This is a genomic window from Cryobacterium sp. Hh7 (assembly GCF_004403155.1).
GTDB classification, from domain to species: domain Bacteria; phylum Actinomycetota; class Actinomycetes; order Actinomycetales; family Microbacteriaceae; genus Cryobacterium; species Cryobacterium levicorallinum.
Map to the genome: position 1 here is coordinate 1 of NZ_SOHG01000066.1, position 13,010 is coordinate 13,010.

At 61.4% G+C, this 13,010-nt stretch carries 12 protein-coding genes and 3 pseudogenes; 12 read left to right on the forward strand and 3 right to left on the reverse strand.

Annotation, left to right across the window (positions count from 1 at the left end; genetic code table 11):
• Nucleotides 1-110: 110 nt before the first annotated feature.
• The 8 genes and pseudogenes from E3T43_RS19415 to E3T43_RS17745 form a co-directional block, all read left to right on the forward strand.
• A pseudogene (locus E3T43_RS19415) lies at nucleotides 111-257 on the forward strand (Tn3 family transposase); the annotation flags it as partial.
• 264 nt (nucleotides 258-521) lie between these two features.
• Nucleotides 522-1,217: a DUF3560 domain-containing protein gene (locus tag E3T43_RS17715; protein WP_241979071.1), complete on the forward strand. Its 696-nt coding sequence runs from the start codon at nucleotides 522-524 to the stop codon at nucleotides 1,215-1,217.
• Between the two features lie 361 nt (nucleotides 1,218-1,578).
• Nucleotides 1,579-1,998: a DUF3846 domain-containing protein gene (locus E3T43_RS17720; RefSeq protein ID WP_134473394.1), complete on the forward strand. Its 420-nt coding sequence runs from the start codon at nucleotides 1,579-1,581 to the stop codon at nucleotides 1,996-1,998.
• 336 nt (nucleotides 1,999-2,334) lie between these two features.
• Nucleotides 2,335-2,952: a ParA family protein gene (locus E3T43_RS17725; RefSeq protein WP_134473395.1), complete on the forward strand. Its 618-nt coding sequence runs from the start codon at nucleotides 2,335-2,337 to the stop codon at nucleotides 2,950-2,952.
• Nucleotides 2,949-3,290, forward strand: coding sequence for a hypothetical protein (locus E3T43_RS17730; protein WP_134473396.1), 342 nt, complete (start codon nucleotides 2,949-2,951; stop codon nucleotides 3,288-3,290). Before E3T43_RS17725 ends, E3T43_RS17730 begins: the two co-directional genes overlap by 4 nt.
• A gap of 270 nt (nucleotides 3,291-3,560) precedes the next feature.
• The gene (nrdH, locus tag E3T43_RS17735; protein ID WP_134450350.1) at nucleotides 3,561-3,815 is read left to right on the forward strand and encodes a glutaredoxin-like protein NrdH; all 255 of its coding nucleotides are present in this window, start codon (nucleotides 3,561-3,563) and stop codon (nucleotides 3,813-3,815) included.
• Between the two features lie 134 nt (nucleotides 3,816-3,949).
• Complete coding sequence (locus tag E3T43_RS17740; protein ID WP_134473397.1) at nucleotides 3,950-4,387, forward strand: hypothetical protein; 438 nt, start codon at nucleotides 3,950-3,952, stop codon at nucleotides 4,385-4,387.
• The gene (locus E3T43_RS17745) at nucleotides 4,388-4,774 is read left to right on the forward strand and encodes a hypothetical protein (protein ID WP_134473398.1); all 387 of its coding nucleotides are present in this window, start codon (nucleotides 4,388-4,390) and stop codon (nucleotides 4,772-4,774) included. It begins immediately after the preceding gene.
• Between the two features lie 101 nt (nucleotides 4,775-4,875).
• Here E3T43_RS17745 and E3T43_RS17750 read toward each other — a convergent pair whose 3' ends face one another.
• Nucleotides 4,876-5,937, reverse strand: a complete 1,062-nt coding sequence (locus tag E3T43_RS17750; RefSeq protein ID WP_134473399.1) for a hypothetical protein — start codon at nucleotides 5,935-5,937, stop codon at nucleotides 4,876-4,878.
• A gap of 407 nt (nucleotides 5,938-6,344) precedes the next feature.
• Here E3T43_RS17750 and E3T43_RS17755 point away from each other — a divergent pair, with 407 nt between their 5' ends.
• Nucleotides 6,345-6,701, forward strand: coding sequence for an SOS response-associated peptidase (locus tag E3T43_RS17755; protein ID WP_241979072.1), 357 nt, complete (start codon nucleotides 6,345-6,347; stop codon nucleotides 6,699-6,701).
• On the opposite strand, the gene E3T43_RS17760 is transcribed toward E3T43_RS17755, so the two are convergent.
• Both E3T43_RS17760 and E3T43_RS17765 read right to left on the reverse strand, forming a co-directional pair.
• Nucleotides 6,702-7,667: a hypothetical protein gene (locus E3T43_RS17760; protein ID WP_134473400.1), complete on the reverse strand. Its 966-nt coding sequence runs from the start codon at nucleotides 7,665-7,667 to the stop codon at nucleotides 6,702-6,704. It lies immediately after the preceding gene.
• Nucleotides 7,657-9,528: a class I SAM-dependent DNA methyltransferase gene (locus E3T43_RS17765; protein ID WP_134473401.1), complete on the reverse strand. Its 1,872-nt coding sequence runs from the start codon at nucleotides 9,526-9,528 to the stop codon at nucleotides 7,657-7,659. The genes E3T43_RS17760 and E3T43_RS17765 overlap by 11 nt, the downstream gene beginning before the upstream one ends.
• Nucleotides 9,529-9,573: 45 nt before the next feature.
• On the opposite strand from E3T43_RS17765, the gene E3T43_RS19540 reads away from it, so the two are divergent.
• From E3T43_RS19540 to E3T43_RS17775, 3 genes and pseudogenes are all read left to right on the forward strand, one after another.
• Nucleotides 9,574-9,708 carry a hypothetical protein gene (locus tag E3T43_RS19540; RefSeq protein ID WP_255454219.1) on the forward strand — a complete coding sequence of 45 codons (135 nt, stop codon included), beginning with the start codon at nucleotides 9,574-9,576 and terminating at the stop codon, nucleotides 9,706-9,708.
• 716 nt (nucleotides 9,709-10,424) lie between these two features.
• A pseudogene (locus E3T43_RS17770) lies at nucleotides 10,425-11,719 on the forward strand (IS3 family transposase).
• Nucleotides 11,720-11,904: 185 nt separating this feature from the next.
• Nucleotides 11,905-13,010, forward strand: a pseudogene (locus E3T43_RS17775) (IS30 family transposase).

The window sequence follows — 13,010 nt, forward strand, 5'->3', positions numbered from 1 at the left end:
TGGGTAAATTTTCTCCGCGATGCGGTCATGCTGATCTCTACTTTCAGTAACGCCCCATTTTAAGAGGGCCCACTGTCCGAGATATCCGCAGCAGCTCAATCACCACAACAGGCCACCCCACTGACGATCCACTGCTCGATCACCTCTCACCGCTCGGCTGGGAACACATCAACCTCACCGGCGACTACACCTGGAACAACCCCCGCCAACCCAAAGCCGGAAAACTCCGCCCCCTGCACAGGCCCGGGAACTCTTAGCGTGGTATTTATTCCGTTTCGTGAGCTGACCCCATCACCCACACGCACGCTGAGGGCACCCTGATCGACGGCACCAGCAAGGGCGACGGGACCGCCGAGGTCCTCAAGGCCAGCGGGTGGCGTTGGGGGCGCAGCATCAGCGCCTGGTTCGTCCCCAATTCCCGCGACCGCCTCCCCAAGCTCGGCACCATCGAGCGCACCAGCACAGCGCTGCAGGCCGCAGGTTTCACTGTCAGCACCAGCCTCGACAGCACCCACCGCCCCATGGCCGAAGTGGAGGCCGGGAAGGTGCAGCGCCAAGCCGACCGGGTCGACGCGCTCGAGCACAAGGCCGACCGCACGGCGACCGCCGAAACGGCCGCGTGGGACCGTGAACACGCAGCCCTGCGGCGGCTGCCCGAAGGCGGCGAACCGATCAAAATCGGCCACCACTCCGAAACCCGCCACCGCAACGCCATAGCCACAGCCGACCGAGCCACCCGCGCCGCCCTCGACGCGACCGCGACCGCCCAGCAGGCCCAGGCACGCGCCGACGCCGCCACCCACACGACCGATGCCCGCTACTCCCCCATCACCGTCGCCAACCGCATCGAAACGATGGGCGCCGAGCTCCGCAAGCTCGAACGACGCATCATTGCCCCGTGCTACGACGACGAACGCGGGTACATCGACGCAACCGAAGCGCAGAAACAGGCCCGAGCGGATCACCTCGCGCCGCACATCGCAGAAAAACGCGACCAGATCACCTACTGGGAAGCCGTCAGAGCCGAACAGATCGCCACCGGACAGGCCACCGGCCACAGCCGCGACACCATCCAGAAGGGCGACCGGGTGAAAATTCGCGGCCAGTGGCGCGACGTCGTCCGCGCCAACGCCAAAACAGTCAGCGTCACCACCGGCTACACCTGGACCGACACCGCCCCGTATGCGGAGATTCAGCAGCACCAGCGCCCCGAATAACACAGGCGGTCACGGCCGGCCCAGCCAGGGCCGGCCGTGAAGGGACGATGCCCCCTCACACTCCCCCACGGGTGGAGCCGGCACGGAGGCCGGCCGCACATGGAACCGGCTGCGCCGGTCCGTCTTGTTCAAGACTTTTCTTCCCTTGGTGTCCGGTCATCGTAGTTCGCTCCGTGCCTACGCACCGCAGTCTCGGACGCGGTCGCAGGCTCCCTTATTTCGCCCGAGCCTGCGGTGCTTCGCCACTCCCGCTCTCCATCGATTCTCTCGCCACCAAGGGCAGAAAAACGGTGGACGACTACACAACCACTGCCGAGAGCCGGAACCCCGCGCACGTCACCAACCAAGGAGAGAGAACCCCATGACCACCATTATCCGTAGCGTCAAGATCAACCCGACCGAAACCATCACCACCCTGAACCTGACCCCGGGCAGCATCGGGGCAGACATCAGCGCCGCCATTGGCTGCTCCATGTTCGACGTCGTCGGCCTAGCCGACAGCATCGACTTGTTCGTCGACGATGAAGGACTCATCAACGGCTCACCCCTGAACCTGCCCGCAACCGTGCTCACCCACCTCCTCGGCAGCCCCACCGTCATCTTCGGCACCGCCATCGCCGTCAGCGTCACCCCCGACGGCGAAACCATCGGCCTCACCGACCGCCAACTCGTGAGGCTCCAGAAGGCCTTCGCGCAGAAGCCCGACGACGGCACCATCGACACCCTCGTCGACAGCCTCTCCCCGTTCCCCACCATCGTCAGCATGTTCCGCAACATCTAGCCACGGCAGCCGGCTGGCCCCGAGAGGCCGGCCGGTGAGGGGGCCAGCCCCCTCACACTCCCCCACCGGGAAGCCGGCACGGAGGCCGGGCCAGCACCGCCGGGTCGGACCGTAGATTTTGTGTGCCAAGCGTCCCACTCGGCAAGCGGTCGCGGGACCCCGGAGTGAGGGTCAGTACCTCACTCTCCCCTTGTGTAAATACTGAAATACGCGTCTACGCAAACGCGTATTTACTCAAATACTGAAATACGCGTTTTTGTAAACGCGTATTTACTTGAATGCGTAAATAAGCATTTCAGTGTTTACTGAAACGCGTATTTACGCTACGATCGAAGTATGAAGGTAATCACGCTCGCGAACCTCAAGGGTGGGTCAGCCAAGACCACCAGCACCGCGCATCTCGCGCACGCCTATGCCGCACAAGGTAAGAGCGTGCTCGTCATCGACGCTGATCCCCAGGGCTCGTCCCTCCGGTGGAGCGAACAGGGGGAGTGGGACATTCCTACCATCGCCCTGCCCGTCAAAAACCTTCACACCCGTCTCGCCGGCATCGTGTCGCCAACGACTGACGTCGTGTTGATCGACACGCCGCCACTCGACGAGCACGCCGGTATCGTCTATTCAGCACTACGTGCGGCCGACACCATCATCATCACGATGGCCCCGACCATGCTGGAATTTGAACGGCTCCCGGACGTCTGGGCAGCGATCGATGAGGTTGAATCCCTCCGAGACGACCTCCCCAACGTGGCCGTGCTCCTGAATCGCACGATTACCAACGCCAACTCCACGCCCATGTTTCGAGACTTGATCACTGACAGCGGTCACATCGTCCTCGCCACGACCATTCCGCGACGAGAATCGATCGCCCAGGCATTTGCAGCCCCCGTGACGGATCTGGGCAAATACGCGGACGCCGCCCGCGAGATCGACATGTTGGAGAAAATCAAATGACCAGCAAGGCAGAACTCGCGGCCCGAGCGGCGCGCCTCTCCGAGCGCCAGCCAGCAAGCCGTCCGGCCGAAGCAGCTGCCGAGCCGCCGGGGGAGTCGCAGGCAGTCAAGCCACTACACAGGGCGGCGCCACGAGCTAAGCCCGTGCGGGTGACGACTGACCTCGCCCCGCAGAGCTACCGCGGACTCCTGGCCTACAGCGCAGGGCTCGCGGAGGATCTGGGCCGCGCGAAAGTGCCACACGTCGAAGTAATCCGCGCCCTCATCGCTGAGCTCCACACCAACCCCGGGCTGCAGGAGACCATCAGCAAAGCCGTTCGTGCACAACTCAGTAAATAAGTAAATACTGAAACGAATTGCTCTCCAGCGCGGCTCGCCGTCACGGAGGCCGGCGAACGATTGAGCCGCGGCGCGGCGCTGTAAGGGCTTTTCGTTTTTACCTGTCTGGCTGGTCATCGTAGCTTCCTTGCGTGCCTGCGTTCTGGGCTTTCGCGGCATATCCTCGCTGCGTTGCGGTATTCCACGACCCGGTACTGCGGCACTCCCGGTCGCTATCGATTTCTCTTGCCAGCCCGGCAAAAAAATTGTTGGTGGAGAGGGAGCAAAATCATGAGTGAGATGGTGACGGTGTACAGCAAGCCAGCGTGTATCCAATGCACGATGACCTACCGAGCACTCGACAAAGCAGGTGTGACCTACACAGTCGTCGACGTGACCGAGAACGCAGCAGCTCTTGAATACGTCTCTGAGGACCTCGGATATAGCTCAGCACCCATCGTCGTCGTCGACGAGCACAACCACTGGGCCGGGTTCCGACCCGACCGCATCGCCGCTCTGGCACAGGGTAGAGCCCTCGAAGGGTAGACCCGTCACAAGCCCGGCGCAGGATACTGCGCCGCACAGTCAACGCCCCTGGCCGTCCTCTCTCCCTGCCAGGGCGTTTCTCAATCGTCGGAGCACTCAGCTAATCAGATGTTTATCTGATGTAGTGTGTGGGTATGAGTACCGCGACGTTCACCGACCTTCTGCGAAAGCCCAAGGAGGTTCTGGCCCACATTGACGAGGGCCAGGTCCGGATCACGCGCCGTGATGGTGACGATCTCGTAATCCTTCGCGGTCACGATCTCGATGTCCTCGAGAAGGGTGTTGCGCTGTCGAGCCGTCTGATCCGCGCGATCGGCCGGAATACGGGCGACGTGGCGGCTGCGCTGACTGATCTTTTCGCGTGGACGGGGGAGTTCACTCCGGGGGAGTTGCGCGCGTACGCTGCCGAGATTGAGCAGCTTGTCTATGCCGCCAGTGAGCTGGGCACGTTTGAACGGCTGCTGCGTGCGCAGCAGGAGTGGAAGGAAACGGCCGTGGCTTATGCGATGGGTATGAGACCTGTCGAGCCCGTCGAGCTGGCGGCCGTCCCTGTCCGCGTTAATCGCCCGTAGATGGCGGGGAAGCGCGGTGTTTCGGTTCCGCGACCGATCAAGGGCACCGAGTACGAGATCTTCTTCGGCAACACCGCGGCCGAACGTGGGTGGACTGATCTGAAGGCGTCCGCGAAGAATGCCCTCGCCGATGCCCACGACTATCTCACCGCTCATCCTGGGCAGTACCACCCTGATCGGTGCTACCAACTCCGAGGAGATCTCTCAACGGCCCTGGTCGATGGGGTCGTCCTGCCGCAGTGGCAGTATAAAGTCACGGACGGTGCTCGGCTCTGGTATGCCGTTGACGAGCCCAGCGCGAAGGCAAAGAAACCGGGACGCGTGGTCATCACGAAAGCCGCGACCGGCCATCCCAACGAGACGGACTCGAAGAAGAACTTCCGGTAGCCGGCCCGCGAACGCCACCCCTGCCGGCGTCGCAGACGAACCGGCCCGCGCCCAGTGAGGCGCTCCCGCCGCGGAGCGGGGCGGGGGAGTGGGGTGGCGGTCTACTTCTGGTTGGGGCGTGTGGCCTGTGTTTCGGCGCGGTCGGCGCGGGTGCGCTGTTCGCGTTCACTAGTGCGGGACTGGTCCAGGTCGGCGCGCAGTTGAGTGAGTTGCTGCTCGAGGGTATTCCGCACGTCGGTGACGCGCTGCTCGGCATAGGAACGCTCTCGGGTGGCCTCGGCCGCGGCACTGTCGCGTTGGCTATTGACCGTGGCCAGGCGCCCGGTGAGCACGAGCGCTTCCGCCCGCGCGCTCTCGCGCTCCGTTCGGGCCTGATCGAGTAGCTCACGGATGCTCGCAACATCCGTCTCGGCACGCTCGGCGCGTGCCGAGGCAGCGTCAGCCTGCGCGGCCGCGTCACGCGCGGCCACCACAGCACCGTCCTTGGCCGCTGTCGCCGCTCTGACGAGTTCATGGGCCTTGGTAAGCTGCGCGACTGTGGCCGCATTCTCGACGGTCAGGGATGCCACCTGGTCTGTCAGGGCAGTGATCTCTGCGGCCTTGCGGGCATCGTTCTCGCCCGCAAGGACCAGGTCGCCGTCCAGGGCGGCGGCACGCTGCTCGAGCGCGGCCAGAGTCGTACGGAGTTCGTCGACCACGGCAGCGGATTCCTCAGCTGCCGCGTCGGCTTCGGCACGCTCGACCTCGGCCTTGCGGGTAGCGGTCTCGGCCCGGTTGGCGCGCGCGGCCGCGGACGCGACCTGCTCGGCCGCGTCAGAGGTGACGGCCTCGATCTGCGCTTCGGCCGCACCCGGGTCCGCGACCGTGCGCAGCTCGTCAACGAGGACGACGAGCTGCTGCTGCAGGTGCTCGACCATCCCAGCGACCTGGGACCGCAGCACGCTCGCCCGCTGCCGGGCGGCATCGACGGGGAGCCTGTCGTCCTCGACGGCCCGTTCAACCCGGCCGGACTCGGCGCGACGTGCCCGCCACGCCGCAGCCCGGTTGTGGGCGGAGTTGGTGCAGTAGCCGGCGGGCCGGCCCACGCCAGGCGTGGCGTCCACGGGCTCATCGCAGCCGGGGAAACCGCAGGTGCGCACGTCAGTGATCTCGGGGATGCTCATACACATATCGTATCACTCATGACGCAATACGTATATGAAATACGAATAACGATATAACGAATTACGGAATAGGAGCTTTGTCCTGGAGCGCTGTCATTTTGTCATTTTTCGAAGTCGACTGCACGACAGCCCTTGAGTTTTCGGGGTTGTGCAGCCGAGTGTGAACACTGGTTTTTTCGTACTCCTCTGCACAAATGTTGCTTTTGTTCGTACTCCTCTGCACAGGGAGGCAGCGGGGTGGACGCCGAATCGACCCCGGGGCGGTCCGGTTGCGGTCGTTTGCACGACGGGCGACCAATCCAGAGGCCAACTGAGCGCCGAGACCTCGGCAGACACTCACTGCACCGGTTGTGCAGGCGGGTACGAAAATTTGTGCAGACGACTTCGAAAAATGACACCTGGAATCGGTGGCCAGTAACGGCATGTTCCGCAGCGCGTTTGCCAGCCAACGGTGCCTGGTGCCCATGGCCGGGTACTACGAGTGGCAGCAGATGGACGACGGCAAACAGCCCTACTTCATCCACAGCGACGGCGATGTGCTGGCGGCGGCCGGCCTGTACGCGGCCCGTCAGGAGGGAGACGTGTGGAAGATCTCGTTCACGATCATCACCCGCGCGGCGCGCGACGCGTCCGGTGAGATCCACGACCGGATGCCCGTTTTCATGACCCCGGACGTGTGGGATACGCGGAAATCGCGTGATCCGGGCTTTTTTGGTTTCCGGGCCGGGACTCGCAATCCCCTCCAGAACCCTTCGCCGCACTAGCTACGAGGAGGCGAAGTGACCGTGGGCGATGCCCAATTCATCGCGAATGGCGTTGATCACGGCTGCGACGTTGTCCGATGAGGCCATATATGCGGGCAGCGGTGGGAGCTGGAGTTTGGCCAGGGTGCGATTAGCTTGGCGTCCATAAGAGAATCTGTAACGGTTGGCGCGAATACACATGGCCCAATAGATTTTCTCGGCGTCGGACATCTCTTGGCGTGCGGAAAGTATCGCAACGTCTCTGCCGCAAACAAATGGCTCTGCCTGGAGGAATGTGGCGAGGGGGCTACCTCCAAGTGCAACGGTAAGCTCTCCTGCCTTGCCCAAGTCGACGTTGTGCGGGGGAACTACGCGTGCTGAAACACCGTTATGTTTGTCGGTCCGACTAACCAAGTTGACTCCAAGGGGCGGCAGACATTGCACTAACCGATTCAGCTCCAGGCTCTGGCCGTATCTGATCGTGAACAGATCCTCGACTAGCCCTCCGGGTGACCCCGTGCCATCGGTGATGCCCGAGAGTGATGGGAGATGAGTAGTAAGGCGCTCGACACTCGTGGACGCGTTGAGCCCCTCAGGAACTTGGTCGGGGAGTTCCAAGGTCGCAAGGGTTCTGTTCGCTTCGCGTCCGAATCCTTCGTAGCGGAATCGATTGGCCTGAATGCAGGTAGCCCAGAAAAGCTTCGCTTCCAAGGTCATCGCGGTCTTAGGAACTAGGACCGCAACATTTTGGGCAGTGTAGAACTGTTCACTCTGGACGAATGTAGCCAGGCGCGATGCGCCACCGAGAGCAACAGTGAGGAGTCCGGCCGGATACGGAGTGACCGTCCCTACCTTGGCCACTCTTCCACTGACTCCTCGTCTGACACCGGCGCGGCCAACGAAACAAATGCCGTCTCTTTCGACCGTCATCTTATTGAAGTCGAACTTGTTGCCATAGGAGACGTCGAAGAGCTCATCAATCCTCATCGAGCGCCTCCGGTTCGTTCCGTAGGGCGAGGAGTAGCTGTGAGATGGCGTAATTTCTCACGGTGGTATCGAAATCAGCTTGAGTCAATTTGGAATAGTCAGTCTCCATGTAGGCCTCTGCGCACCACTCATCGTCTGACGTGACGTAGTGGGTCACTGATTCGCCCGTTAGCACCTCACGGTTGCGGAATGATTCCACCCAGTGGTCGCGTATTCCGCTCCATCGGCCGTGCAAATCAACCCGACCCATGTGCTTGGTCTTGACGAATCCGTCGTCGCGCCAGTATCCGAACCACGTCTTCTTGTTGGAGGTCGCGTGGGGTTTGTGTGCGGTGAAGACCATTACGCACGTGATAACTCCGACTGGCGAAAAGAGTTCATTGGGCATCGACATCACGGCCTCAAGCGTGTGCGACTTGAGGAGGGTCGCCTTCTCCACGCTAGGTGCGGTCGCGCAGGACATCGGGACGATGGCAATGCCGGTCCCTCCCTGGTCCAACAAGTCCAACATGTGCTGTACGAATGACAGCTCGCTGAGACCGGCTCCCTTTTGGTTATAGGGGGGATTGATTAGCCCGATGTTCGCCTTGTGTGCTTTGACGGCCTTGGACACTCCTTCATCGAAACAGGACCCCTGATAGAGGTTGGCCTTACCGTCGCCTCGAAGGATCATGTTGGATGCCGCAAGTGCGTACATACCCGGTTGTTGCTCGACGCCAACGAGTCGTTTCTTGCGGATTTGATCTCTTTCCGCTTCGGTCGTGGCTCCGCTGAGCATCCGATTCATCGCTGAAATGAGGAAGCCCCCGGTACCCGCACACGTGTCCAAAACGATGTCATTCTTGTTGACGTTGGCGAGCTCGGCGAAGAGCTCAGTCACATGTCTCGGCGTGAGGACGATCCCCAAGGCTTTGCCGTCGCCTCCGGTGTACTTGAGGAACTCCCCATAGAACTGCCCAACCACGTCAAAGCCTTCGTAGGTTCGAGTGAGGGGAAGTACATGCTCTGCCAGCATGGCAATCAATTCGTACAGCACGCCCCTTGGGTGAGTCAGAGTGGGCTTACCGAGTTCGGGATGTACTCCGATCGTGGAGTAGGGCTGGGTCATGTTGATCTTCTTTGCCTGAGGGATTTCCGCCGCCTCAAGTTCGTCCTTCACAACCCGCAGCCATTGGCGCTGCAGTTCAGCGGGTGAATAACTGCCGTAGCTCTTCGCGAACGCGTTGTTTCGGAGCGCGAGCAGCGTTCCCGACACGAGGAGGGGTTTTTCGGCCTCGGTCAGCTTCCCGTAGTCGCGCATGAAGTTGTGGAGTTCTTTCGAAAACCCCATGAGATCAGAAACGCGCGCCGCTTCTACTGCGGGATCAAACTGCGCGGCGTCGAGGTAGTCCGGGTATGACACGAGGTCATCTAACGCCGCACCAGATCGAGCGGTCAGCTCACGGAAACCCTCTGCGCGGCGCGGCCAAAGGTAAGTGGAAATCTTCAGCTCGTCCGTATCCTGGCCGCTGACGGCGACCGTAATCACGTGATAGCTGGCGCTTAAATACTTGGCATAGTGCACGGCACCATCAACTGCGAACTCGACCGGTTTGTCTAGATTGGCAGACTCATGTTTCCGAACATCGCCCTTGCACTCTACGACGAGGACGAAGTCGGGGACACTGGCGGAAGTGATTATGAACTCAGGAGACCCCGTGCCTGAGCCGCCGCCCTTCGATGCACCTTTTAGCAGACGCCGGATTTCCGCAATTTGGCTTCGCTGCTCCTCGACACGGGTGTCGCTTGCGTCGGCAAAATAGCCTAAGTCCCTTAGCCGGTCGCGAACAAGGTTTTCGGTAACTCGTTCGTTGGCAGCCATAGTGTTCGCATCCCCATCCAGTCACACGCGATTCCCCGCGTGGTCATGTCAATTATGGATGGTGGCGGCGACATCCCTGCGCACATGGTCACGGAGGCGCTTAACAGCGACACGAAGCTGGCGAAGATCATCGAGTCGATCGGGCGGGCGCTCTACCGAGACGGTAAGGAAGCCGCGTAGAAGGACTTGACTGTCTAGCTTCGGTGACATGAGAGCCGACGCGGACAGCGCTATTCTCACTCGCCTCATTGGGCGGCCGGATCGATATGCCTAAGTGGAGTACACCCCAACTTGACGTCATAGAGGCTGTCTGAAGTCGTCAAGATGGGGTCATCTGTCTAGTGACAGACAGCCCTCGTCGCTAGGTCTTAGATTCAAACTTGACGGGACCACTAGAAGCCTTCCCCCCTGACGGGGTCAGCGGATGGCAACTTTTTGAACGTCCGGCGAGGCTGGCGTTTGCTGCGTCCGGCCCAGCCCTCGAAACGGTCTGCGCCCCCAAGCGGTGGGATGAGCTGCCTGTGGCGCAGCTGTGCTCAGCCATTTCTTCGTTCACAGGTTCGGTGAGTTCGGTTTGAGGTGGGAGCGGATCGTAGCGAGAGGTGTCTTGATGTCTGACGTCGCTGGCCGAGCGCAAGATGCGCCGCCGGAGTTCCCAGGCAAGGTCCGCGAGTTCGTGTCGCAAGTCTTGATTAGCAAGGTTTTTCTGGATTATTGACGCATCCTCGGCGTGGACCTCACGGTAAGGGAGACCCGTCACGCAAGTGAGCGCGTAGAAGAGGCAAGCGCGCAGTGCATTGTCTATGGGCATTGGAATCGGAAGAGAGAACGGTGAGGGTGGATACTGAACCGTCCCTGATTTCCTGCCGCTTTCTTTCTGGTGAAAGGATTCGGTTATGCCCAAGAAACACCCAACAGAGGTTCGCGAACGAGCGGTCCGTATGACTCTTGATCGTTTGAAGGATTACCCGTCAATGTGGGCCGCGTGCCGCGACCTTGCCCCCAAGCTCAACATCGGCGCCGAGACGCTCCGAAAGTGGGTCACGCAGGCGCAGGCCGACGCCGGCGAACGCACCGGGCCCACGACCGAGGAGCTCGAGGAGATCAAACGCCTCAAGCGTGAGAACCGTGACCTGCGCGAGACGAACGACATCCTCAAAGCAGCGGCGTCTTTCTTGAGCTCAGGGAGCTCGACCCTCGCAACCGTCCATAGTCGCTTTCATCGTCCAGATGAAGGCGAACGGCCATGGAGTCGAGTTGACGTGTGGCGTCCTGCGCGAGCAGGGCGTCGCTGTCACTTCACAGCACGTATCGGGCATGGAAGACTCGCGCCGCCGCCGCGCGAGTTCAGAGCGACGCGGTCCTCGTCGACCGTCTCAAAGCATTGAAGGTGCGAGACGTCCAGGGTCGTCAGCAGCCCGAGATTCTCTATGGTCGGCGGAAGATGACGGCGTGGCTTCGCCGGGGCGGGTTCGCTGGCGTGTCCAAGCACACGGTCGACCGTTTGATGCGCCTCGAGGGCATGAACGGCCTCGTGCGAGGCCGGAAGCCCCGGGCGTCGGCCTCGACCGGCAAGGACTCACCTCGAGCCCCTGACCTGCTCAAGCGCAACTTCAGTGCACCCCGGCCGAACCACAGCTGGGTAACGGATTTCACGTACGTGCCGACGTGGGGCGGCTTCGTCTACGTGGCCTTCGCGATCGACCTGTACTCGCGAGCGATTGTGGGCTGGCATGCTTCAACGATCAAGGACACCCCGTTCGTTGAAGTCTGTTTGAATATGGCACTCTGGCGCCGCGACCATGCCGGCCACGCGGTGCGACCAGGGCTGATACATCACTCAGACGCTGGCTCACAGTATACGTCCATCAAGTTCACAGAGACCGTCGCGCTCGAGGGACTCGTCGCCTCGATCGGGACCATCGGCGACGCCTATGACAACGCGGCTGCCGAGACGGTCATGGGGCTTTACAAGAACGAGGCGGTGGCGAAGACCTCACCGTTCGTGACGGGGCCGTTGAAGACCCTCGCTGACGTCGAAAAGCTCACCTTCGATTGGCTGGATTGGTACAACAATCGGCGCCTGCACAGCGCGCTCGGGAACATGCCGCCCGAAGAATATGAACGCAACTACTACGCTGAAACAAACGGCCCGATAAATATCGAAGCCGCCAACAAAACGGCGGCATGAAACCCGGGACGGTTCAACGCGACATAGGCCGAATTGTAGAAAATCAATGCCGGAAGCCGCTAACGGTTTGCCCCCTAGAGGAAGGGCGGATTCAACCGGTCGTCGCAACACTCGATTTTTATGAGGTGTTGTACGTGTGGTCGAAGTATGAGCTGGTTGAGAAACAGGCGCGGTTTTGGGTGTTGATGACTCAAGGGTCGACGCTGACTGCAGCGTGCGATGCTGTCGGGGTGAATCGACGAACTGGACGGCGTTGGCGTCAAGCAACGGGTGGGCGGATCCCTCTTCCTGAGGCGGAGCGGTCGGGGCGGTACTTGTCCTTGGAGGAGCGGCTGCGGATCGCGGATTTGCATCTGGCTGGCACCGGCGTGCGGGCGATCGCTGCTCTGGTGGGCCGGTCTGCTGCCACGATCAGTCGAGAGTTGGCTCGAGGCGGGTCCAAGACTGGCCCGCGGGCACGGACGAAGTATGCCCCGTATGCGGCGCAGAAGCAGGCCGAGCTTCGTGGACGTCGCCCGAAGGCCAGCAAATTCGACCGTCCGGAGCTGGCGCTCTTGGTGCAGAAAAAGTTGTGCATGAAATGGAGCCCGGAACAGATCAGTGATCATTTGGCTGCGGTGTATCCAGATATGCAGGAGATGCGGGTCAGCCCGGAGGCGATCTACCAGGCGCTTTACGGCGGCGGCCGGGGTGGCTTGCGTGGTGATCTTCATCGGCATTTGCGCACCGGCCGCGCCATCAGGCGTCCCAGACGGCCTGCTGCGAAGAACTCGGGCAAGATCCCGGACATGACCATGATCAGCGAGCGACCAGCGGAGGTTGAGGACCGCGCCGTGCCTGGGCATTGGGAATCTCAATGTCTTTGTCAAGCGGTTTTGAGCATCGGGATCTCGTCCACCTCCCCGGTGACCACGGTGCGATCACGGTTCGCGATTGCCTGTTGGCCGCCATCAAGTCTCTCCCCGCGCACTTAGCTAAGACTTTGACGTGGGACCAGGGCACCGAGCTGGCCCAGCACCGGAAGATCACGCTGGCCACGAAGATGGCTATCTACTTCTGTGATCCGCATTCGCCGTGGCAACGAGGGACGAACGAGAACACCAACGGGCTGCTGCGCCAATATTTCCCCAAAGGCACCGACCTATCCGTCCATTCGCCCGAGCGGCTACTCGAAGTCGCTACCGAACTCAATAATCGACCCCGCAAAACACTCGGCGGCATCACACCCACTCAAGCCATGCAACGACTATTGTCAGAGCCAGAAATACCCATCGTTGCGACGACCGGTTGA